The 23,686-nt window shown below is 67.3% G+C and carries 18 protein-coding genes and 1 pseudogene; 10 read left to right on the forward strand and 9 right to left on the reverse strand.

All coding sequences use genetic code 11. The features are described from left to right. From DQP58_RS05055 to DQP58_RS05095, 8 genes are all read right to left on the reverse strand, one after another. Nucleotides 1-91, reverse strand: a 91-nt coding sequence (locus tag DQP58_RS05055; RefSeq protein ID WP_133259343.1) for an FAD-dependent oxidoreductase, incomplete at its 3' end; no start/stop codon positions are given. A gap of 91 nt (nt 92-182) precedes the next feature. Continuing rightward, complete coding sequence (locus tag DQP58_RS05060) at nt 183-953, reverse strand: hypothetical protein (protein WP_112707405.1); 771 nt, start codon at nt 951-953, stop codon at nt 183-185. A 72-nt stretch (nt 954-1,025) separates the two neighbouring features. Beyond that, nucleotides 1,026-1,613: an RNA polymerase sigma factor SigM gene (gene sigM, locus DQP58_RS05065; RefSeq protein WP_112707406.1), complete on the reverse strand. Its 588-nt coding sequence runs from the start codon at nt 1,611-1,613 to the stop codon at nt 1,026-1,028. Nucleotides 1,614-1,693: 80 nt separating this feature from the next. Next, nucleotides 1,694-5,320, reverse strand: a complete 3,627-nt coding sequence (locus DQP58_RS05070) for a murein biosynthesis integral membrane protein MurJ (protein WP_240629567.1) — start codon at nt 5,318-5,320, stop codon at nt 1,694-1,696. Continuing rightward, the gene (locus DQP58_RS05075) at nt 5,317-7,740 is read right to left on the reverse strand and encodes a hypothetical protein (RefSeq protein WP_112707407.1); all 2,424 of its coding nucleotides are present in this window, start codon (nt 7,738-7,740) and stop codon (nt 5,317-5,319) included. The genes DQP58_RS05070 and DQP58_RS05075 overlap by 4 nt, the downstream gene beginning before the upstream one ends. After that, complete coding sequence (locus DQP58_RS05080) at nt 7,737-8,471, reverse strand: NUDIX hydrolase (RefSeq protein ID WP_112707408.1); 735 nt, start codon at nt 8,469-8,471, stop codon at nt 7,737-7,739. The genes DQP58_RS05075 and DQP58_RS05080 overlap by 4 nt, the downstream gene beginning before the upstream one ends. Before the next feature lie 86 nt (nt 8,472-8,557). Continuing rightward, nucleotides 8,558-8,857, reverse strand: coding sequence for a hypothetical protein (locus DQP58_RS05085; protein ID WP_240629568.1), 300 nt, complete (start codon nt 8,855-8,857; stop codon nt 8,558-8,560). Between the two features lie 369 nt (nt 8,858-9,226). Further along, on the reverse strand, nt 9,227-10,798 hold the full coding sequence (locus DQP58_RS05095) for a hypothetical protein (RefSeq protein ID WP_205869340.1): 1,572 nt from the start codon (nt 10,796-10,798) through the stop codon (nt 9,227-9,229). 79 nt (nt 10,799-10,877) lie between these two features. Here DQP58_RS05095 and DQP58_RS05100 point away from each other — a divergent pair, with 79 nt between their 5' ends. The 6 genes and pseudogenes from DQP58_RS05100 (at nt 10,878) to DQP58_RS05130 (ending at nt 17,118) form a co-directional block, all read left to right on the forward strand. Next, the gene (locus DQP58_RS05100; RefSeq protein WP_112707409.1) at nt 10,878-12,320 is read left to right on the forward strand and encodes a CCA tRNA nucleotidyltransferase; all 1,443 of its coding nucleotides are present in this window, start codon (nt 10,878-10,880) and stop codon (nt 12,318-12,320) included. A 24-nt stretch (nt 12,321-12,344) separates the two neighbouring features. Further along, a complete protein-coding gene (locus DQP58_RS05105; RefSeq protein ID WP_112707410.1) occupies nt 12,345-12,851 on the forward strand; it encodes a pullulanase in 507 nt (168 codons plus the stop codon). A gap of 25 nt (nt 12,852-12,876) precedes the next feature. Further along, nucleotides 12,877-14,856, forward strand: coding sequence for an alpha/beta hydrolase (locus DQP58_RS05110; protein WP_112707411.1), 1,980 nt, complete (start codon nt 12,877-12,879; stop codon nt 14,854-14,856). An 82-nt stretch (nt 14,857-14,938) separates the two neighbouring features. After that, complete coding sequence (locus DQP58_RS05115) at nt 14,939-15,268, forward strand: DUF2563 family protein (RefSeq protein ID WP_112707412.1); 330 nt, start codon at nt 14,939-14,941, stop codon at nt 15,266-15,268. Between the two features lie 618 nt (nt 15,269-15,886). Continuing rightward, nucleotides 15,887-16,448 (forward strand): annotated as a pseudogene (locus DQP58_RS27565) (hypothetical protein). Between the two features lie 256 nt (nt 16,449-16,704). Beyond that, nucleotides 16,705-17,118, forward strand: a complete 414-nt coding sequence (locus DQP58_RS05130) for a hypothetical protein (protein ID WP_346427262.1) — start codon at nt 16,705-16,707, stop codon at nt 17,116-17,118. 1,150 nt (nt 17,119-18,268) lie between these two features. Here the strand turns inward: DQP58_RS05130 and DQP58_RS27060 are convergent. Beyond that, nucleotides 18,269-18,547, reverse strand: a complete 279-nt coding sequence (locus DQP58_RS27060) for a hypothetical protein (RefSeq protein WP_240629576.1) — start codon at nt 18,545-18,547, stop codon at nt 18,269-18,271. A gap of 828 nt (nt 18,548-19,375) precedes the next feature. Here DQP58_RS27060 and DQP58_RS27065 point away from each other — a divergent pair. From DQP58_RS27065 to eccB, 4 genes are all read left to right on the forward strand, one after another. Then, the gene (locus tag DQP58_RS27065) at nt 19,376-20,026 is read left to right on the forward strand and encodes a DUF5631 domain-containing protein (protein WP_240629569.1); all 651 of its coding nucleotides are present in this window, start codon (nt 19,376-19,378) and stop codon (nt 20,024-20,026) included. A gap of 163 nt (nt 20,027-20,189) precedes the next feature. Further along, nucleotides 20,190-21,059 (forward strand): hypothetical protein, encoded by an 870-nt coding sequence (locus DQP58_RS05150; RefSeq protein ID WP_430915695.1) that lies wholly within the window; start codon nt 20,190-20,192, stop codon nt 21,057-21,059. Nucleotides 21,060-21,350: 291 nt separating this feature from the next. After that, nucleotides 21,351-22,196, forward strand: a complete 846-nt coding sequence (locus DQP58_RS05155; RefSeq protein ID WP_112707416.1) for a DUF4226 domain-containing protein — start codon at nt 21,351-21,353, stop codon at nt 22,194-22,196. A 2-nt stretch (nt 22,197-22,198) separates the two neighbouring features. After that, the gene (gene eccB, locus DQP58_RS05160) at nt 22,199-23,686 is read left to right on the forward strand and encodes a type VII secretion protein EccB (RefSeq protein WP_112707417.1); all 1,488 of its coding nucleotides are present in this window, start codon (nt 22,199-22,201) and stop codon (nt 23,684-23,686) included.

A 23,686-nucleotide genomic window follows, 5' to 3' on the forward strand; every position in this document is an offset into this window, starting at 1 on the left:
CCAACTGCGCCCGCGCCGCATACAACGCCGCGGTATACCCAGCAGGACCCGAACCAATGATGATCACGTCATGCACAGTGTCGGCGGTCATGAAAACCTTTCAAGCATCGTCTCTGGATCTGTGTAAACGCCAGCGTAAGCACGGCTGTTCCCGGGTGTGTCGCACCACCCATGGCACCACACTAGGGCCGGGGGACCTGGGTGTTGGCCAGTAGCCCGGTATCGGCCGCGCTGCAGTTCGGGGAGACCGCAAACACCGCCAGGACGTGGGGGCTGTCGCCGGGGATCACCAGAACGATGCCCGGGCGGGCGTTGATCTGGATTGGTCGCGCACCCAGGACCTGCGTGGATGCCGGATAGCCGAGGCCGGTGAGGCAAGAGGCGCGCCGCGCCGGGTCGCCGAGGGCGCCGTAATCGGGGCTGCGGTCGAGCAGGCCGAGGATGTCGCTTTGCGAAAGCGGGATCTCCATCGGCGGGGTCGACAGCGTGATGTGCTGAACGTCGCCAGGGGTGTCCGGTGCGGGGTCGGGTGCGTGTAGGAGCGCGATGGTGCCGAAACCGATCGCGGCGAGCACCGCGCACACGCCGGTGACCGCGGCGATGGTGCGGCCCGGGCGGATGCGTGGGCGGGCGGTGTGAGCGGGGGACGCGGCCGATTCCCCGGACCCGGGCCCCGCCGAGCGCAGCGCCGCGGAAACCCGGCCGACCACCTCAGGGGGAGGGTCCGGCGCCGAATCGGGATCGGCCCCGACGGCGGCGACGTCGCGGCGGACCTGGTTCAGGGCATCCAGCACGCCGGCGGCGTGCGGATCGGCGCGGATTTGCCGGCGGACGCGGGCGGCGGACGCGTCGTCAAGAATTCCGGCTTGCAGGTCGGCGAGGAGTTCGACGGTCAGCGGTGGGTCCGATCCCGCATTGCGATGATCCGCCCCGCCGTCGTCCGCCACATCCATCGGACCCAGTGTCCGTCATGCTCGCAGCGATGGCCACGCGTGGCCCGCCGCGGCGGTCGCCGGTCGGCTAGTTCAGCCCTGGCCGGTGGCGGTGTCCGGCAGAGCGTGTGCGCCGGCGTTGAGGTAGCCCAGCAGTTCGGCGAGCCGCACCCGTCCGCGCGCACAGCGGCTCTTGACCGTGCCTTCGGCGACGCCGAGCAGCCGGGCGGTGTCGGCGACCGAATAACCCTGCATGTCGACGGCCACCACCGCGGCCCGCTGCTCGACGGGAAGCCGCATCAGCGCGCGCTGCACGGCCATCGTGGTCTCGACCTGAGCCGTGCGATCGGCCACCGGATAGATGTCTTCGAGCGGGACGGTCGGATGCGCTTTGGTGCGGCGCAGCCGATCCAGACACGCGTTGACGACGATGCGGTGCAGCCAGCTGCCGACGGCGGCGTCGTGCCGGAACGCGCCGGCGCCGCGGTGTGCCGAGAGCATGGCGTCCTGCAGCGCGTCCTCCGCGTCTTCCGGGGTGCGAGTCGTCAGCCGGGCGAGCCGGTGCAGGTGCCGCTGATGACGCCCGAACAACTCGCCGAAGGCGTAGCGGTCGCCGGCCACATGGGCTGCCAGCAGCTCGGCGTCACTGCGCTCACGCTTGGCGTTTCTTCCGAAGCCCACGGCCGGACAGTAACCAATTGCGTATGGCCCGGCACTTCACTCGGAAGGGCCGATGTGAGTGGCCCGACAAGCACCGCGGACTAGGACGCGGCCTGGACCGTGATCTCCGAAAAACCGGCCTGGCTCTTGCCGCTGGTCGATCCCAGCGTCGAGATCCATACCAGCACATTCGATGTCGGCGAGCCGGCCCGGACCGGGATCACGTTGTGGCCGGGCTTGAGCGTGAAGGCCGGGGCCAACACGGTCGTGTCGTTGAGGCTGGACGGCGACGACGAGGGCGCCGCGCGGATCTCGACCTTGGTCCCGTTGCTGGGCGTGTCGATGGTCACCTGGCCGACCACGGTGGCGCTGGGCAGCTGCAGGATCAGCCCTTCGCCCTGCTTGAAGCTGGGGAACGGAACGGCGTCGGTGTAGACCTCGGTCGCCCAGGCCGTCGAGGGATCGCCGTCGATGGCCTGCCCGGCCGTCCCGGCGTTGTCGGCGTCACCGTCGGGGGAGAAGACCGTCGCTTTGGTCGGTTTGACGACGCTGCCCGCGGCGGCGGGCGGGGCGCTCGGCGACGCCGACGCTGACGACGACGACGGGCCGTTGAGGCCCAGCTCATCCTTATTGAGGCCGCCACCGACATTGCCGAAGATCTTGCTCACGATCGACGCCAGCACCAGTAGGGCCACCACGATGACGGCGAGGCCGGCGCCGACCCCGATGAGCACGTTGCGCCGGCGCCGCGCGAGGGTCGCCTGCTCCTGGCCGGGTGAGATCAGGGCCGCCGACGGGGAGGGCGAATCGTCGATCGGTCCGAGCACCTCCGTGCGGTCGGCGACCGCGGTGGCCTGCTGGAGCAGGTTCAAAAGCGTTGAGGCGCTACGTATTCCGCCGTCCTCTTGGACCGCTCGGACGGCAACGGCCGAGATCTGGAAGGGGATGTCGCGGTCGACGGACATGGGCTCGACGGGGTTGCCGGCCGAGTCGCGTTCGGCCGCCGCGAGTCCGCTGCGCACCCCGCTTTCCAGCAGCGGCCACCGATTGACCAGCAGGGCGTAGAGCGCTGCGCCGATGCCGCGGATGTCGTCCTGCGGGTTGGCGTCGGGCATGGTCGCGGGGTAGGCCAGCACGACGTCGCCTTCGATGCTGACCCGCACCCGGCTGGGGTGATCGATCGACAGTGCGACACCGGCGCGGTGCGCCGCGTCGGCGGCGGCGGCCAGCGACTGCATGGCGCGGACGGCGCCCACCGGCGAGGGCGCGGTGTCGGCCACCTCCTGCAGCGAACCGCCCCGAATCCACTCGGAGACCACCAGGCCGCCCGAGCCGGTGTGCACCACGTCGAGGACCCGGGCGATGCCGGGTTTGTCGATGCGGCTGAGCCGCAGGGTGCGCGACAAAATCTCCTGGAGCACCTCGTCGGGCAGGGCGCCGTCCGGGTCGACGAACGTCAGCGCCACCTGCCGATCCAGGGCGGTGTCCAGCGCCTGCCAGAACTGCAACGGCGGGGCGCCGCCGTGGAACACCAGCAGCCGATACCGCCCGCCGGCGATCCGGGCGCCGGGGACCAGGTGCACGTCGTCTCCCGCGGGGTCCGCCGAACGCTCGCGTGGCGGTTCGAACGCGCGCCGGGCGTCGCTGCGGATGTCGCCGTTGGCTTGTTCGGACGGGCGCGGGGCGGACCGCGACGGCTCCGCGGCGGGGATGTCGGGCTGGAAGTCGTCGGCGAGTGGCCGCGGCGTGCCTGAACCCGCACCAGATCCAGCGCTGGGGGCTGCGCTTTCCATCGGGCGGTCGGTCACCTCCGGTCCTTTCGCTTGCCGGGCTCGGTTTGCCCGCTCCGGAGGCCTGCGCCGGATCGGCTCCTGGACCGCATTTACCCCAGGCGGGGACGAATTCCTCTGCTCAGGGTACGTGACCGGGAGCCGGTGAGACGATCGATCCTTCGCACTGGGATTGCGCGGGCGTGGTCCGCGGCCGGTGATGCGGTACCGCAGGGCGTCCAGCGCTGCCCGCGCCTCGGGGACCTGCGCGCGCAGCATGACCGCGGCGATGATCGGCAGCATGATGAGACCCAGCACGAACAGGCGAAGCAGGGAACCGGCACCGCCGAGGGCGGTGAGCTGATCCAACCCGAGCAGCCGGTCGACCACGTGGGCGATCAATCCGGCCAGCATGGACGCGGTGAGCGTCACCAGGATCGTGCGGACTTCACCGACACCGATCAGGTGGCCCCCGGCGGGTAGCAGGGCGCGGCGCAGCAGCACGTAGCCGATGACCGCGCCGGCCAGAAAGCCGAGGCCGTTGGCTAGTCCCAGAAAACCGGCCACCAGCTTGGGGTCGTCGGTGAGGTGCGGCGCCAGCACCGAGCCCAGGATCTTGACGGCCGTGATGACGAGGATGATGACGATCGGCGTCCACGGCTGTTCGCGGGCGTAGAACACCCGCAACTGCAGGAGCACCAGCCCGTAGGGGATCAGCGTGAAGGCCGACAGGGTGATCGCGGCACCCAGGTAGCCGGCGTCGACGTCCCCGAAGTGGCCGTAGGCGAACAGGGCGCTGCCCATCGCGGGACCGCCGACGGTCATGAACGCCACGATCGGGATCAGCGTGATCAGCGTCAGCCGGGTGGCCAGGGACAGGTCGCCGAGCACGGCCTCGGTGTCGTCGGCGGCGGCGTTGCGGCTCAGCCGCGGCATCACCACGGTCAGGACCGTCACGCCGATCATGCCGAACGGCAGCATCAGCACCAGCCAGGTGTAGTTGTAGATCGCAGGGCCCGACGCCGCCGCGGTACTGGCGATCTGGTTGCCCACGACCAGGCCGAGCTGGCTGATCAGCACGTAGAGCACCATTGCGGCGGCCATGGTGCCGAAGCGCTTGAGGCGCTGGTCGATTCCCCACAGCGGGCGCAGGTCGACGCGCTGGCGGCGCAGGGCCACCAGCAGCAGCCCGGTTTGGGCGAACACGCCCAGGGTGGTGCCCACGGCGAGCACCAGCAGCTTGGCGTTGCCCATGCGGACGGGATCGACGGACAGCTCACCGGGAACCAGCACATAGATCGCCAGGGTGAGCAGCGCGACGACGTTGTTCACGACCGGTGCCCACGCCGTGGGCCCGAAGACGTTGCGAGTGTTCAGGATCGCCATGAACACCGAGGTCAGGCCGTAAGCGAGGACCTGGGGCAGCAGCAGGTACGCGAACGCGATGGTCAGCGGCTCGTTGACCTGCGGCGCGCGGCCCAGCATCAGCCGCACCAGCAGCGGGGCGGCCACCACCGACAGTGCGGTGGCGACGATCAACAGCGCCGTCGTCAGCGTGACCAGGCGCCGCACGAAGGCCGCGCCGCCGTCGGGGTCACTCTGCTCGGCGCGCGCCAGCACCGGCACGAAGATCGCGGTGAAAGTCGCCTCCAGCACGAGCGCGGCCATCAGGTTGGGCAGCTGATTGGCCACCGAGAATGCGCTGGACAACGCGGCCCCGAGGATCGCGGCCAGCAGTACCACGCGGGCGAAGCCGGTGAGCCGGCTGATCAGCGTGGCGAACGCCATCGCCCACGACCGCGAGACCAGCGCCGAGTCAGACAGCTCGGGGCGGCGCCGGTCAATCTCGGCGGCGACGGGCGGCAGCGGGCCGGTCGGCGGTGAGCCCGGCGCCCGGGAAGGCCGGGCCGGCTCGGGCAGGCGGTGGTGGTGCTGGGCCTGCCGGTAGGCGGGCGTCATACTCGGTGCTCTTCTTCGACGTGCTCCTGATCCACTCCGTGGTCGGGGTCGTCGCGCGCCTCGCCTGCGGTGGCGTGCCGGCTGTCGGGTGGGTCGGGGCGGTCCAGGTCGGCGCGGTCGGGCTGGCCACGGAAGCGGTGCCACAGCCGCCGGCCGGCCAGCAGAACCAGCACGGCCGCCGCGGACAGCGTGATGGCGAACAGGACCTTGCCGTAGGCGTTGGAATGCACCGACAACCGCACCGGCTCGCCCAGCCGCAGACCGTCCGGGGTCCGCAGGGTCGCGTCGACGGCGACGCGTTGGGTGAAGTTCACTTCGACAGGAATGCGCAGCGGGAGGTAACCGGGGGGCAGTTCGATCTGACCGATGTCGGTTACGTTCATGCCCGGCGGCGCGTCGACGTGCAGGCGCACCCGGATTGGCACGGCCAGGCCGTTGTGCAGCGCCAGCGGCAGGGGGCTGTGCTCGGTGGCCAGCGTGTAGGAGCCGCCGGGGTTGACGATCGTCACCGCGCCGAACAGGTCGTTGATCGTTTTTCCGACCACCGCCAGGCGTTGCTGCGCCAACCCGTTGCGGGTGTCGGGCGGTTCGGACTGGCTCAGCGCGCGCAACATGTCCTCGCGCAGCGGCGCGGTGTACTGGACGCCGGTCAGCCCGGTGCGGTCGTCGGTCATCAACGATGACGTCAGTCCCCACAACCGGCCGACTTGGCTGGCGATGCCGGCGGTGACGTCGTCGCTGAACTGGCCGCGGGGAGAGTTGTCGGTGCCGGCCTGTTGCGTGGATTGGTCGCGCGCCTGGGCCGCCTGGTTCGCCTCGGCGATCACCGCCGGCAGCGGCCGCGGTACCGCCAGGCCGGACCGAATGGTGGTGGTCAGGGCGGTCAAAATGACCTGGGCGTCGTCGGCCTGCAGGTTCCACGTCGTCGGCGGCACCAGGATCTGGGTGCGCGGGTCGTCACGCCGCAGCGCGTGCCAGAAGATCGAGCCCAAGGCGTCCTGGCGGCGTGCGGTCACCGAATCGTGGCCGAGCCGGACGGTGAGTGACGAGTCCAGGTATGTCGGCGCCTCGGGGGAGGTGCCGGCGCCGGCCAAGGCGGCGCCGACGGCGGGGTCGAACGGCGCGACCGCGACCTGCGGGGTCAACCGCTCCGGGGCGTTGTCGACGCCCGTCGCGGCGGAGTCCTGCGCCTCGGTGGCCGACAGGTCGGCGGCGGCGATCGCGACGGTGTTGTCGTTGCTGCTGAGAAGCTTGACCGCGCGGTCGGTCAGGGGGCCATCGGGCACCAGCGTGGCGCCGCGGGTGGAGACGACGTCCAGGATTTTGTCGATGACGCCGTTGGCGCTCGTGGTGGCGATGGCGTTGAGGCCGGGATCGTTGACGCGCTGCACGGCGTCCAGATCGGCCTGCGCGTAGGGGAGCGGCGCCACGCAGGTCCGGTGCGCCAGCGCGCGCAGGCGGTTCAGCCATTCGGTCGCGGTGGCCTGCCCGGCACCGGGATGGGTCGGGGTGCCGGGCAGCTGACTGGGTCCGTCGGGGGAGTTGGAAACGACGTAGCCGGCGGTCATCGCGTTGACGGTGACCAGCAGGTCCGGGTCGATCGCCAGGCACAACGCGCGGCCAACAGCGCCGTCGGGGTCGACGTCGTGACTGGTGGCGACTTCGGCGGAGGCCAGCAGGATGTCGAGCCGGCCGCCGCTGGCCAACGAGGTGGCCAGGTCGTCGTCGACCAACCGCACCGGGATGGTTCCCCCGGGCACGCCGGGGGCCAGCCTGGGCCGGTCGGCCAGCGGCCACAGCATGGTCATCGCGACGGGCTTGGAGGTGTCGGGCGCGACGGCCGAGCCGATGTCGTCGGCGCGATCGGGCGGCACCCCGACCACGGGAAGCAGGAAGCGCGCGTTGTCCAGCCGCGCGGGTGCGCCGTAGTCGGGTGTGCCGTTGACGTTGACCAGGACCGGGTAGATGCCGGGCTTTTCGACGCCCAGCGACGGCTTGCTCAGCGCCCGCAGCGGGGCCGACAGGGTGAAGCCGACTTCTTGCCCGCGCTGCAGTTCGGGCGCCACGGTGAGGAAGTCGGCGGCGGCCTGGTAGCCGTCGGTGTCGCCGTCCAGGGTGGTGCGCAGGCCCGCGGAGGCGGTGACGGCGCCGGCGTGCTCGAGCCGGACCATGACGTCGCGGACCGGTCGGTCGCCGATGTTGGTCACCATGCCGCTGACGGTCACGACGGGTGGACTGGTCGTGGTGACCACGTCCGGGGTGACTTGATCGATGCGGACGCGGACGAACGGCGTCACCCCGGGCTCGCCCGCCGCCGCGCGCGGCATCACCGGGCCGGTGAGCGCCGCGAGTCCGGCCACGATGGCGAGCACGGCAGCGACGCGCGCCAGGCCGGCCCAACGCAGATGTAGAGCGGTCACGGCCCCGGTCCGTGGCCGTTCTTCCGGCCGGCGGCCGGATGGTCCGCATGCCGGGTCCGCGAATGTGTCTGCGGGCGGCGCCGCGGCGCGCTGGGCGGCAGCGGTGGAAGCGAGGCCGGGCCGTCGCTTTGCAGCTTGTCGATCAGCTCGTCGGCCACCTTGGCCAGGCGGCGTTCGTCGGCGTAGGCCAGCCGGGACGGCAGTTCACCCATGGGCACCCAGGCGACCTCGGCGACTTCGAGATCCTCGTCGGACAGCTCGCCGCCGGAGAAGCGCATTAAGTAGTGGTGCACAGTCTTGTGCACGCGGCGGCCGTCGGTGACGAACCAGTAGTCGATGCGGCCCAGCGCGGCCAGCACGCTGCCCCGGATGCCGGTCTCTTCGGCGACCTCTCTGATTGCGGTCTGCTCGGCGGTCTCACCGAGTTCGATGTGCCCCTTGGGCAGCGACCAAAGCATTCGTCCGCGCCGGTCGATGCGCCCGATCAGCGCGGCGACCTGTGACTCCCGGGGGCCGTCGAGACCGTCGATGACCAACCCCCCGGCGGAGGTTTCGTGGACAGTGCGCAGCTGGTCCGGTTCGCGGCGGGATGCTCGGGAGCGGCGCGACTTGGTGGCCGTCGAGTCGCCGGTCGCTTGACCGGTGGTTTGATTCTCGGACGAATTCGCGGCACCACGGCCCCGGCGCCGTCCCCGGCGCCGACGTGGTTTGCCTTGTTCGCCGTCCGACACCCAAGCGATAGTAGCTGGCACGGCATGTTCTCCCGGAGATACTCGCCGCGCGGTGAGCGCGCGAGCTCACGGCGAAAGCCGTCTCGTCAGAGCGGTCCTATCGCGTGCGCGATCGCCCATAGCGCACCGAAGACAAGCAGTGAAAGTGGTCCGGACAGGCTGCCGACGAGCATTCCGCGGCCGATCTGGCCCATCGTTCCTGAGGCCTGAGCGACCAGAGCTGCGACCGCCATGTAGATCAGGACGACGGGAAGTACAAAAACGATCGAGTACGGCATGAAGAGCCAAGTGCTGAACTCGACGACGAAAACGTGTAGCACCGCTACCCCGAAAGTGACCGGGCCATAGCGCGATTTCGACGCCGGAATCATCGATTCGTCGGCCATCACAAGACCTTTCAGCGCAATACCAAGTACGCGTAAACAATCGCACCGATTAGCACGGCCGCCGCAGATCCCGCAACGCTAAGTCCAAGACCACGGTTGCGCGGTGACGGCGACCGCATCAGTATCGCTGCGAGCGCAAGAGCCACCAGTGCGGTGATAACGGCGGCGACGAGCATCCAACTGCGTTCGGTGTGTCCGTGTGCGGTGGCGAAGGGCCCCTTGCCTAACGCCCACATCGTAGCGAGTAACGACCCGAGGACGATCTGCACGACAACGGGCGCGGACAACGTCGCCGTACGCCACGCGCTTGCGTCTAAGTCCCGAACTCGGAGCAATGACGGCATCTGAGTTGCTTTCCGTTAATTGTGGTCATGCTGGGACCCCAATGCCGGTGGGCAAGGGAGGGACGGAAGGAATGTCGGTAACCAAGCCAAAGTCGGTTGGAGGCAAAGGAGCCGGCACATCGTATTTCGTGCTCCACCCACCTGTATCGAACGGAGCGAATGCCTTGCCCCCGAGGGGGCCCACGTCGTGATGACCAGGCAAGTTGATAGCCGGTCCCCACGATCGGCCGGATTGAGCGGGGTCAATCAATACTGTGCGGGTGCCGCCGGTTGGCAGGTCCTGGTACACCTCCAGGGAGGGGTAGTCAGTGCGCGTTCCGTTAACTTGCACACCTCCTGCTCCGGGCGTGAAAACGAGGTCGCCGTTGACCGTTACCGTATGGCCCGCAAATGGTCCGGAGGGATCCCCAGTGATTTGGGGGGCGAAAGGGTTGCCCGCGTCGTATTTGATCCGAACCGATCCATCGGGAAGTTGCGTCACGCTGCCTTTTGGTATGCCGACCTTCACTTGGCCCGGTCCACCGGCAGAGGTCTCTTCAACTGAGGGATTCTGTCGCAAAACGACGATTCCGTTCTCGTAGTCGATGTACGTAGTGACCTTGGTGTCTTCAGGATCGAAGTTTGGATTTGGGCCGCGGTTGTTTCCAAGATCTCGCTTCCACGGCGGAAAGCTGGTCACGTCACGCTGCTCAATCCACTGGGAGACGCGGACCACTCCCTGCCCGGGCACTGGGCGAATCTTCACCACCCGTACCTCCGACTTAGCGCCGTTGAACTTGGGGTCGTACGTCTGTGCATCAAGAGCTGCCGCAGTCTCCCAGTCGGCCGCTGAGGTCGGATCCCGGCCAAAGACCTGCTTAAACGCCTCGATTTGGTTGTGGCGCCGTTGGTCTTGCGAGGGTGATTCTGGAATATCGCCGTCGAATGCCTGGATTGACGGGTCGTACCCATCCTGTTTACGCAGATTGGCCATTGAACCATGCAGCTGCCGAGAATATTGATCACGGATTCGCGTCAGATTGTTAGCCGATGCCTTGGTGTCGTCGATCGCATGCTTCTCGAGTCCGTCGATGTAGTGGTCCAGGAGATGCCTCTCCGAAGCCGTTAGCTGTGGATTTTTCTCCAGCTCTACGGCCTCCCCGATTTGGTCGTCGAGGCCTTGAAGCGCGCCTTCGAGCGACGAAATCTCGCCCTTTCCTGATCGTTGGGCTTCGGCCAGTGCGGCCGCGACGTTCTCTAGATCGGTTCCGATTTTGGGCAACTGCGCTGCTTGTAACCCGAGTAAGGCCGTGGCCCGTCGAACCTCGGCCGAGTCGTTGATCGGATTCTCGCCATTTTCGTGCGTCCATGCCTTTGCGAAGCGACTCCGTGCCAGCTGGAATGCGGCTTCCGCTTCTCCCGTGGATCGCCCGGCGTTGTGAAACGCTGTTGCAAGGTTCGAGATCTGAGCCGGCCGTCCGCTCTGCAATGTGGCATTGATCTTCCACGGGTCCCCGCCCGCGAACATGATCAGTGCGGCCTTGCTTATGTATCGGAGATGCACCGAACCGTCCCGCCGTTCACCCTTCTTGTCACACGTAACGCTAGTGACGGTCACCGCCGGGTCAATTCACCTTGATCTCGTGCGAGGCTCCTCACACGGGCTTTTCGTCCCCGGCCGACTAGGCTGATCGAACGTGCCAGACGCCGCCCAGGATGCCGACCTGCTGACCGCTGCCGCGGTCGCCCTCAACCGGCATGCGCCCATGCTGGCCGAGCTTGGCTCCGCATTCGACGCCGCGGGCCACGAGCTTTATCTCGTCGGTGGCTCGGTGCGGGATGCCTTGCTGGGCAGGCTGAGCCCCGACCTGGATTTCACCACCGACGCCCGTCCCGAGCAGGTGCAGCAGATCCTGCGCCGGTGGGCCGACAACCTGTGGGACACCGGGATCGAATTCGGCACCGTCGGCGTCGGCAAGGGCAACCATCGTTTGGAGATCACCACCTTTCGCGCCGACACCTACGACCAGGTGTCCCGGAATCCCGAGGTGCGCTTCGGCGATCGCCTCGAGGACGATCTGGTGCGCCGCGACTTCACGGCCAACGCGATGGCCGTCCGCATCACGCCGGACGGGCCCGGTGAATTCCTAGATCCGCTGGGCGGTTTGGCGGCGCTGCGCGATCGGGTGCTTGATACCCCCGCCGCGCCGGAGGTGTCGTTCGGCGACGACCCGTTGCGGATGCTGCGCGCTGCGCGGTTCGTCTCGCAACTCGGCTTCGGCGTTGCGCCGCGGGTCCGCGAGGCGATCGAACAGATGGCCCCGCAGTTGTCTCGGATCAGCGCCGAACGGGTCTCCGCCGAGCTGGACAAGCTGGTGCTCGGCGAGGACCCGACGGCCGGCGTCGATCTGCTGGTGCAAACCGGCATGGGTGAGGTGGTGCTGCCCGAGGTGGGCGGCATGCAGATGGCCATCGACGAACACCACCAACACAAGGACGTCTACCAACACTCGCTGACGGTGCTGCGTCAGGCGATCGCCCTGGAAGACGACGGCCCGGACCTGGTGCTGCGGTGGGCGGCGCTGCTGCACGACATCGGCAAGCCGGCCACGCGGCGCCACGAGCCCAACGGCGGCGTGAGCTTTCATCATCACGAGGTCGTCGGCGCCAAGATGGTGCGAAAACGCTTGCGGGCGTTGAAGTATTCCAAGCAGATGGTCGAGGACATCTCGCAGCTGGTGTATCTGCATCTGCGCTTCCACGGCTACGGCGACGGCAAGTGGACGGATTCCGCGGTGCGCCGCTACGTCACCGACGCCGGTCCGCTGCTGCCGCGGTTGCACAAACTGGTGCGAGCCGACTGCACGACGCGCAACAAGCGTCGGGCCGCGCGGTTGCAGGCCAGCTATGACCGGCTCGAGACGCGGATCGCCGAACTGGCCGCCCAGGAGGATCTGGCGCGGGTGCGTCCCGATTTGGACGGCAACCAGATCATGGAACTGCTCGGCATCCCGGCCGGCCCTCAGGTCGGCGAGGCCTGGCGGTTTCTGAAGGAGCTCCGACTCGAGCGCGGACCGTTGGACAACGAGGAAGCGACCGCAGAGTTGTTGGCGTGGTGGAAGTCTCGGGGGAACGAGTAGCGGCAGCCACGCGTCAGAAAACGCATGGACTACTGTCTCGCTGGCGACAACGGCGCCGCCTTCTGGCACGGGCAACCCGACCTCGACCTGGATCATGACGGTCACTTCGAATCGATCGGTCTCGATTTCGACCACGACGGATTACGCGACGACGCACTCGCTGATCTCGACGGCGACGGCATCGTCGATCACGCGGTGTTGGATCTCGACAACGACGGCACCCCGGAGGCCTACTTCACCGACGACGGCTCCGGGACATGGGCGGTGGCCATGGACCGTGGGGGCCAGCTGCGCTGGTTCGGCCTCGACGGCGTCGAACACACCGGCGGTCCGCTGGTCGATTTCGACGGTCATGGTCGCGCCGACGCTCGCCTCATCGACACCGATGGTGACGGGCTGGCCGACCGGGTGCTGCGCTCGGACGACAGCGGCGTGACCGGTTACGTCGACACCGACGGCGACGGCAAATGGAATGTGCGGCTGACCGATTCGGACGGCGACGGTCTGGCCGACGGCGCGAACTCGCTCTAAGGGTGGTGCTGCCTTAGCGACGGCGATGTTACTGCGCCACTTGAGCATTCCGTTCCTCGTCGCCGAAGCCGGCGGTGACCCCTGGTCGACCAACGCCAGCATGCAAGCCGGTCGCCCCGCGCAGATCTCATACCTGGCGCGGGCTTTTCGCGACGCCGGAGTGAGCACAGCGGAGGCGGCGGCCGCCTTCGAGGCTGCCCGGTGTCGGTTCGAGGCGGCATGGGATCACCGGAACGCGGATCATTCGATCAACGATGCCGCCGAGGTGCAGCGGGTGACCCGCACGCTGGATCTGCAGGCCGGGCAATTGCCGCGCATCGCGGTCGATTTGGAGAACATCGCCGCGGCGCTGGCCGAAGCCCAGCGGGCCTGCACGCGATACCTGGGTGCGCTGGAATACGACCTCGAAGACATCGACGACGAGATGTGTGATGCGTTGGCGGACGGCGATACCTGTGGTGCCGACGATCTACGCACCGACGCCGTCAGCGAGGTTGCGGCGATCGTATTGCAGCTGCGCCAAATTCGCGACGCCTATTCGAACATGCTGACGGCCGCGCTAGGGGCCTTGCGGGCGGACGGGGCCGAACCGGCGGAAATTCAAGGCGTCGACGAGCTAGCCATTCCGCCGCCGGACAGCAGCCCGGAATGCGTCAAGCGGTGGTGGGATGCGCTGAGCGCGAATCAACGGCAGCTGGTGGTTGATCAAGACCCACACGAATTGGGCAACCTCAATGGGATTCCGGCGGACGTGCGCGATTCGGTGAACCAGGCCGCGATGAAAGAAGATCTGCGCAGGGTCGAAGACGTCGCCCGCCAGCGCGGGCTGGATCCAAAGACACTGCGCGACAGCGCGTTGCACAACGGGGACTCCGAGGTGTTCACCAACCCCGGTGCCTACGGGCTGTGCGTCAGCGACATCACCCGCTACCAAAACGCGGTCAAGACCAATGAGTTCCTCGAGCGCGACAAGAGCTCCGACGCCCCCCGCGGGCTGCCGATCATGCTGTGGGCGTATGACCCGCTGGCGTTCAGCGGCAAGGGCAGGGCCGCGATCGCGATCGGCAACCCGGACAAATCCCGCAACACGGCCGTCGTTGTCCCCGGCACCAACAGCAGCGTGCGGGGAGGGTGGATGTCGGACGGCACCGATGACGCCATCAACCTCTACGAACAGGCTGCCCGAGCCGACCCGCAGCGGTCCACCGCGGTGCTGGCCTGGATGGGTTATGACGCACCCGAATTCGGCCAGCCCCATTGGCAACAGGCCATCACCGACCCCGCCGAATTGGAACAGGTCGGCACACCGTGGAGGGCGAGGCAAGCGGGTGCGCTGCTGGCCGCCGATGTCAACGGCCTCGCGGCGACACATGACGGATCGACTCCAGCACACGTCACCGTCCTCGGACACTCCTACGGCTCCACGACCGTGGCCGACGCGTTCGCAAACAGCGGCATGCGCGCCAACGACGCCGTGCTAACCGGTTGCCCGGGGACAGATTTGGCGCGCGGTGCTGCGGACTTTCATCTCGGCGGAGGCAGGCTGTATGTCGGGGCAGCGTCGACCGATGCGATCAGCTGGATCGGTGAGACGGGCAGCGGTCTTCCGAACGGACTCAACGAGACCCTCGGCGGGCCGGTGGGACCGTTGGCCGGGCTCGGCGGTGACCCGGCGCATGCGGGTTTCGGGGCGGTGCGGTTTCGTGCCGAAGTCGCCGGCTCACACAGCGTTATGCCGTGGTTCACCGACCACTCGCATTACTACGACGTGGGCAGCGAAGCGCTGCACAACATGACCGCGATCGTCACCGGGCACGGTGATCGTTTGGCCGGGGAAGGCATGCTGGCTCCCGAGCGGGGCCCGGCGCGGATCGCCGTTCCTCTCCAGGTGCACACCCGGTTGGGGACGGTGTCGTTACCGCATATCGGCATCCAGCTACCGCTCACCGTCGACCCGGAATGGGATCGGCCGGCGCGCTCGATCACCAATGGGCATGCGTTCTAGCCGGGGTTGATCGCGGTGAATTGACCACTCGCGGATCGGCATTTAGCCTGGTCACAGGTGTTATGTCCCGGAAGGAGTGCCGATGTTCGTCGATACGGATCTGTTGCACTCGGGAGGCAACCAATCACACCGCGCCGGTGGGCACGCCCAAGACGGCGCGGATCAATTGGCGGGCGGGACCGTCGAAGCAGGAATGTTCGGTGACTTCGCCGCGGCCGACGCTTTTCATAGTGCAGTCTCGGCCGCACACGGCCAGCACGTGAAAAGTTTGCAGGGCCATAGTGAGACGCTCACGGGTGTCGGCACGAAGGCGCACCACGCGGCCAACGGGTTCACCAACATGGACAAGGCCAACGCCGCGGACATGAAGACGCTCCGGCCGAGTTCTGGTCCCTCAACGCTGAACGTCTGAGGAACGGGCGCGACGGAGGAGCCGCATGCTGGTCCGCCGGTAGGGCAGTTGGCACCGGGTTACTCCGCGCCGCAGACGTCACGTTCACGGATGTGGCCGGCGATAGCTGTGGCCGCGATTGTTCTGGCTTTGGTCTCGACGGTCGTGGCGGTGGTTGCGCTGGTGGCGGCGACGTCGCGGTCATCGGGTTCGAGCGCAACAACTACGTCGGCCGCCCCTACCTATAGCGCCGCCGAAGTGTCTGCGGCGCACCAGAAGTTGTGCGATGCATACAAGCGATACCAACGGCGACAACCCGGCCTTCGCAGGCATCGCCACCGTGAACGCGGCTGTAACCCTACTAGAGGCAGTAGATACTTCTCCTGAGCTCGCATCCGGCGATCGGGCAACTGCGCTCGCCTTGGCTGGTGCTTACAGTCGCGCCCAGGCAACGGCTAGCTTGGTGCAGACACGCGATGATTCTGCCTGGCGCGCAGTGTCCGACGAAGTCAACGCAAAAGACGCTGCGATGAAAAAAGTTTGCGGTCTCGGGTGACTTCCCATCCACACCGCCGCGATAATTGCTCGCTACTGGGTTAGCTGGTCAACTATTGGACCAAGTTTTTGACAAGGTCCCGGATGCGCTTGGAACTAGGAGGAGGCAGCATGGCGGGGGATTTGCCTCCGGCTTTGGGGGAGGGGCCGGCCACCGGCCCGCCGCCAGGCTCAACACAATGGGCGCCAGCGTTTCCCATTCAGCCGCCAACGCGTCCACGGATGTGGCCGGCGATGGCGTTGGCCGCGATTGGCGTGCTGCTTGGCGCCGCTGCTCTGGTTGTCGCGTTGACCCAGCCGTCAACGAATAAATCAGTGTCCTCCTCGACTACGTCGATGACACCTTTGTTCACCGCTGACCAGACCGCGGCTGCGCACCAACAGGTATGCGAGGCATACAAACTCGCCGCACGTGCGATCCAGATTGACACGAATGGAACGAGTCCGGAGCGGGCAAACATCGCCACTGTGAATTGGGCGGTGATGCTTGAACAAGCGCGCCGCAGCCCTCGCGCTTGCCGTGGGCTATAGCAATGCTGTCGCGCTGTCTAGTACTGCTGGGGCCGACGATCCGGTGTGGCGAGCAGCGATCAATGACGTCATCACCAAAGACGCTCCAATGAGGAAGGTGTGCGGCGGCGGATGAGGTTCCGCTTACAGTGGCGCGGTGATTGCTAATGGATAGGTTAGCTGTGCCATTCTTGGGGCACGCGGGCCGAGAGGTCTTCGGCGGCCGCCGCTAACAGATTTGAGGAGGACGCATGGCAGCGGATTTGCCACCAGCTCCTGGTGAGGGGCCGAGGATCAGCCCGGCCGGCCCCACGCAGTGGGCTCCTGTATTTCCGACGCAGCCACACGCACGCTCGCGGATATGGCCCGCAGTGCTCTTGGCCGGAGCAGCCATGCTCGTGGCGGTCGTTGCGCTGTGTGTAGCACTGACAAGACCGACCGCTACCAAGCCAACCACGACAACCACGACAACCACGACAAAGACCTACAGTGCTTCCGAGACGTCGGCCGCCCAGCGGCGACTCTGCGATACGTACAAGCTGGCAGCAAGATCCGTTGAGACTGACACGAATGGCACCGACAAAGCGATCGCTCGTATTGCACTCACTAATGCCGCAGGCATGTTGGACGATGCCACCGCTGATCCGGCTATCGATGCAAAGCTCCGCGACGCCGTGCGTTCGCTAGCCGCGGCCTACCGCACGTCTAACGCGCTCAGCAGTGTTGCCAGCGATGCTGAGTACCGGGCGGCCCTCGACGACATCGTGGCTAAAGATGCCCCCGTCAGAAGTGCGTGTGGCAGTTAGTTACCGCCCCTCAAGGCCCTAAGCTGGCGCAGACGACCTGGATGGATTAATTCCATTGGCGTGAGGTTTCGCGCTTAGCGATCAGAGTCGAAAGGTTAGGACGCCATGACGCGGCCATGCAGCGAGTGAATTGCTGCAATCCCCTGCGCTGCTCCACCATTGAAGGCTTAGGCACAGGAATTCGCAGTACTACATACAGCGCTGCTGACTGCGGGAGGACATGTGGTGGGAGACCTGCCTTCGGGCCATCGTGAGGGGCAAGCTGCCCAACCTGGCGCTGGAAGTTGGCCGCCACCGCATTTCCCACAGCCATTGTCGCGTCCACGCCCATGGCTGGCGATCGCGCTAATTGCGACCGCCGCAGTGGCTGTTGCTGCGTTAGTCGTGCCACTGATGCGGCCGAGTGCTTCGCATTCGTCAGCGACCACAACTGCGGCCCGCACCGATACGCCGGCGGAGACCGACGCTGCGCAACAGCGGCTTTGCGACACCTACAAGTTGGCAGCCCGAGCTGCGCAAGTCGATACAAATGGCAGCGATAAAGCGTTCGCGCGGATTGCGCTTACGAATTCCGCCTTACTGCTTGTCAACGTCTCTAATGACCCAGCGTTGGACGAGCAGCATCGTAGTGCGGCGCAGGCCCTAGCTACGGCACACCTGACAGACACGGCGAAAAGCAGCGACGGGGTAGCCACCGAGTCCGAATTTCAAGAGGCGGTCGCCGACGTGAACGCTAAGGATGCTGCAATGAAGAAGGTATACGGTGGCGGTTGACCTTCCCCCTGGCACCTGGACTGCCGCACTGATCGGGCCGTGGTGGCCAGCGCCGTCAACGGGCCTACGGGCCGGCGCGCAACACTGGAACCAAGAGTGCGCGGAGCAGCAGTTATTTGCACAGAACTTGCGCACTCAGTGGACAGCCTTTGCTGCGAATAATAAGGGCCATACAGCGGACGATCTTATTACCAGGTTCCAGCAAGGGGAAAAGCTTCATCTGGATCTTGCCGAAAAGTACCAAACAAAGGCATCGGCTTTTAATTCTGGCGCCGATGCCATCGACTATCTACGAAGCCGCTTGTCGGAGATAGCGAACACAGGCAATAAAGAGATCGATGACATCCTCGCATCGAAGAAGCCGCTTCCGGAAAAATTAGCGGAAGTACAGGCTGTCCAGGCGCGCTGCAACGCCGATGCCGCAAATGCCAGCCGCGACGCGCTCGATAAGATGATGGCTGCCACGCAGAAGATTCTCGATGCGGAGGGCAATGGTGGAAACGCCCGTAGTTGGGCGCAGGCAAACGGGTTCGATGTTGGCGATGCCAAGCCGCCGAGTCCGATTAGCGAGCATGACTTGAATTCCGTCGTTGGCGGCGGCGCTAAAGGCAGTGGCGGGGGTGTGTCGGGCGGCGGCGGTCCAGCTCCCGCGCATGGGGTCGTCGGCGGCGGCGGTGGCGGTGGCTCGGGCGGCGGTGGTACCGGCGGCGGAGGGCCTGCTCCGGCGCATTCAGTTGTCGGGGCCGGTGGTGGTTCCAGTGGCGGACCGGCACCGAGCGCACCACCAGTAGCGCCGACGGCTCCATCGGTGTCTGGCGGTGGCGGAACAGTATCGCCAGGGATGCCTGGTGTACATGGCGGCGGAATGCCAGTGTCTCCGCTCGGTTTAGGCCAAGGCGGCCAGCCCGGATTGGCCCAGGCCTTCACGTCCGGTTTGGCGACCGGTCAAGCGACGGGGCCTGGCGGGCAAGCGTTTACGGCGGGGCCGCTACAAGCGATGGAGGCTGGCGGACCTCAAACCCCCCAGGCCACACCGGCAGTGACGCCGACGGCACCGAGCGCGGGAGCTTTCATACCGACGGGTACTCCGGTCGACGCACCTCCCGCGGCGGCGCCCGCGCCGGTGGCTACCGGGGGAGGCGGTTCGGTTGCGCCTGTGATGACCGGCGCATCGTGGTCGTCGCCCGCACCGGCCCTCGGTGGCGGATCTTCTATCCCCTCGGGATCGCTGCCCGCCTACGGCTCCGACCTGCGCCCGCCGGTAGTGGCGCCCCCATCCGTACCGTCTACCCCCGCCGGTCCCGTGTCGGGTGCACCGGTAGCTTCTTCGCCCACGTCCTCCCCATCCGCTGGTGGGCCCCTGGTCTCCCCGGTGGAGCGAACGGCGTCCGGGGCGGCGGCCGCGGGTCAGGCGGGTGCGGGTTCGTCGACCATGGCTGGCGCGTCGGCCGCCTCTGCAGCTACGGGCGCGACCGCCGGCGCCGTGTCCGCGAGGACCGCCGAACAACAGAGGCTGCAGCGGCTCGTCGATGCTGTGGCCCGTCAGGAGCCGCGACTGTCGTGGGCAGCTGGGCTCCGCGACGACGGCACCACGACCCTCCTTGTCACCGACCTCGCCGCCGGGTGGATCCCTCCGCACGTGCGGTTGCCGGCGCATGTCACCCTGCTTGAGCCGTCGGCGCGACGGCATGACGCCAACGTGGTGGATCTGCTGGGCGCTATTACGGTCGCAGCCGCCCATCACGCCAATACGTACGTCGCCGAACCGGGTCCCGACGAGCCTGCGCTCAGCGGTGATCGGCCCGCACGCTCGGCCGCCCCCGAACTCGAGGAGCTCGGGCCAACTCTGGTCGATGCCGTGCGGCGCCGCGACGGCCTGCCGCGGATCGCGCAGGCGGTGGCGGCACCGGCGGTGCGAAAAACGGGCGTCCTCGAGAGCGAAACCGAGATGTTGCGCGAATGTACCGCTGAAATCCAGCATGCGGTGTTGAACGCATATCCCAATCACGACCAAGCCACAGTGGGGGATTGGATGCTTTTGGCGGCTATCCAGGCCCTGATCGATGGGCACGAGTACCTCGCGAATTATCACCTGGCCTGGTTTGATGCGATCAGTCACCGAGGCGGCTCCTAGTTGCCCGCACTTGGTAGGTGAATAGCAATACCGGCGGTTTGTGCCAAGATCGTTGTACTAGCGCTCGTTGCATCAAGCGTTAAGGCTCTGCGACTGGGATGGAGGTGAGATCGTGGGCGGCGGCATCCAAGCGAATATCCCGACTTACGTCGGTTTGAATAACATGCCACAGGCGCCGCTTCCGACGGCGAATCCCCCGCACCCCCCCGATCATTCGCCCGCGGGCGGTGGGGGTGGTGGTGCACTGACCGCTGCAGGAGGCGCTGGCGTCCCGAAAGATGCGGCGGATGTCGAGGCAGCCGATGCTGACCGGCGCGCCCACGCAGCCGACGCCGCGGCCAAATTCCCGGCCAATGAAGCCAACAGCCAGCAGGACATGCAGATGATCCAGCAGATGCTGCAGAGCGTGACCGGTGCGGTCGGCGGCGCGATCGGTGGCGTGATGGGACCGCTGACGCAGCTGCCGCAGCAGGCGATGCAGGCGGGTCAGAGCGCCCTGCAGCCGCTGATGAGCGCAGTGCAGGGCGCCCACGGTGCCGGGCTCGTTAACGACGCGCACCTGGTCGACAGCGTCGGCAGCGGTGGCGGCGGCGCAGGACTTGGCGGCGGTTCCGGCGGCGGTGGCGCCGGCCTCGGCGGTGGCGGCACCACCCCGGCAAGCTCGTTGGGCCCGCCGCCGGTGCCGACGTCGTCCCCGCCGACGACGCCCGCGGCCGCCAAAGTGCCGATGATGCCGCCGACCGGTGGCATGCCCGCAATGCCCGGCCAATCCGGCATGACCGGCATGCCGATGATGCCCCTGGGCGCGATGGGCGCCGGCGGCGAAGGCGGCAAGAAGGACAACCCGGTCGAAAAGCGGATCACCGCCCCGGGCGTGCCCAACGGGCAGCCGATCAAGGGCCGCTTGACCGTGCCGCCGAGCGCCCCGGGCAACAAGTCCGGCGAGGCCAAGCCGACCGTCGTCACCAACCGGCCCAACCGGCCCAACCGCCGGATCGTCATCATGCCGTCCGACGACGAGCCGAAGGAATAGCCGACCAAAACACCCAGCCCACCGAAAGGTGAGTGGTCGGGTAATTCGCGCGGCAGTAGGGTCGCTACGTAATCGCGGCCGGCCAAGCCCAATGCGCGGGTCATATGGGATTGCCCGTTATTGACAGCAGAACTGTCGATACGTGCATGCTATTGGTACGTCTGCAGCGACCGCGGAAAACGCGGCCAGAAGGGTGTGGGAGTACTAACGCGAAGTGTCCGGCACGGATGCCGCGCCCACAGGGCGCACAGGTGGGTTAGGGCGGGGACGTCGGTGACCGATCCCCTGAAAATGCAAGCGGTCACGGCGTTGTCTCGCGCCCACAATCTCTACGGGGGAGCCACGCGGGACGAGGGGATCGGCGACGCACCGGCGCAGACGCAGGCCTACGGCGAGGCGATGAAGCAGCACAGTGGCCTGCCCGCCGCGGCGGCCGCACGGTCGGGCGCCGCGACGACGCAGTTGGCCCGGCTGGCCCACGCCGATCGGGCGCTGGGGCAGATCATCGCCGCGGCGCAGTCCGATCACGCGCACGGCCGCGCGGCGACGAGGGCCAACCTGGACGCCGCCCTGACCGATACGACGCCGGCGGCCGATACACCGATGGGGCGCCGCGAGGCCGTCGCCCGGATGGCGGCCCGGTTGCGGACCCAACACTGGCACGTCGCCGGATCGCGCCGCCGGGCGAGGCTGCTCGCGCGCCGGCTGCGACGCCTGCACTACTTGCAAGGGCGGTCGATGCACAGCAACCAGGGCAGCGGACGCGCGGCGGTATTGGCGGCTATCCGTAAAGCATTGGACATCAAGGGTATTCACGATCCGGCGGCCAGGGCTCGCTGGGAACGCGGCATGGACCTGGTGGCCCGTCGCGAGTCCAACTACGACGCGAAAGCGGTCAACGGCTGGGATTCCAACGCGGCACGAGGCACGCCGAGCAAGGGTGCCTGGCAGTTCATCGCGCCGACGTTCGCGGCCTATCACCAGCCGGGCACCTCGCGCGACATCCACAACCTGGTGGCGCAGGCGTGCGCGTTCATCAACTATGCGATGCGCCGCTACGGCGTCGCCGCCGACGCGTCGAATCTGGCCGATCGGATTCAGCAGGCCGATCCTCACCGAGCGCCCAAGGGGTACTGAGCATGCCGCTGAGTTTGTCTAACCGCGACCAGAACTCCGGGCACCTGTTCTACAACCGTCGCCTGCGCGCGGCCACCACCCGCTTCTCCGTGCGGATGAAGCACGACGACCGCAAGCAGACCGCCGCGCTGGTGCTGTCGATCCTGCTGGTGGCCATCGCCTCGGGCTGGATGCTGCTGCTCAATGTCCTGAAACCCACTGGCATCGTGGGGGATTCGGCGATCATCGGCGACCGCGACTCCGGGGCGCTGTACGCCAGGATCGACGGCAGGCTATACCCCGTGCTCAATTTGACCTCCGCGCGCCTGGCGACGGGCACCGCAAACCAGCCGACGTGGGTGAAACCCGCTGAGATAGCGAAGTATCCGACCGGTCCGCTGGTCGGCATCCCCGGAGCGCCGGCCGCGATGCCGGTCCATCGAGGCGCGACGTCGGCGTGGGCGGTCTGCGACACGGCCGGCCGCCCGCGCAGTCCCGAACGCCCGGTGGTGACCTCGATCGCGGGCACACTCGACGGTTTCGACCGCGCCACACCGCTGAGCGAGGACGCCGGGGTGCTGGTCACGTTCGAGGGCAACACCTTCGTGATTTGGGGAGGCAAACGCTCCCAGATCGATCCATCCAACAGGGCGATCACGCTGAGCCTCGGTCTCGACCCGGGAGTGACGCTGCCGGTGGAGATTTCGCGGGCCCTCTACGACGCCCTGCCCGCGACGGAACCGCTCGGCGTCCCTGCGGTGCCCCTGGCGGGCACCCCGTCGACGTGGGTGTCGGGCTCCCAGGTCGGCGCGGTGTTGCAGGCCCAAACCGCCAGCGGCGGCAAGCAGTTCTACGTCCTGTTGCCCGACGGCGTCCAAAAGATCACCAGCTTCGTCGCCGACCTGTTGCGCAGCGCCAACTCCTACGGCTCGACGGCACCTCGCGTGGTCGCTCCCGACGTGTTGGTCAACATCCCCGAGGTGAACTCGTTGGCGGTGGACTACTACCCGACCAAGCGCCTGAATTTCATTGACACGGCGGCAGATCCGACCACCTGCGTCGGCTGGGAGAAGGGCTCGACCGACCCGCAGGCACGTGTCGTGGTCTACAACGGACGCGGACTTCCCACGCCCTCGTACCTCGACAACCGCATCGTGCACCTGGTACGCGATGACCGCGACCCGGCATCGGTGGTTGCCAACCAGGTGCTGGTGCTGCCGGGCGCGGCGAACTTCGTGACATCGACCAGCGGCGTGGTCACCTCCGATTCTCGCGAGTCGCTGTTCTGGGTGTCCGACAACGGGGTGCGGTTCGGTATCACCAACGACGACACGACGTTACGCGCGTTGGGCCTTGACCCGGGGTCGGCGGTGCAGGCGCCCTGGCCGCTGCTGCGGACCTTCGCGGCCGGCCCCGCATTGTCAAGGGAGGCAGCGCTGGTGGCGCGGGACACCGTGCCGGCGCTCGGCAAGGTGGCTGTGGTGACGACATCGGCGAAGCCGGGAGGCTAG

Origin of the sequence: Mycobacterium colombiense (assembly GCF_003284975.1) — a bacterium.
GTDB lineage: Bacteria > Actinomycetota > Actinomycetes > Mycobacteriales > Mycobacteriaceae > Mycobacterium > Mycobacterium europaeum_A.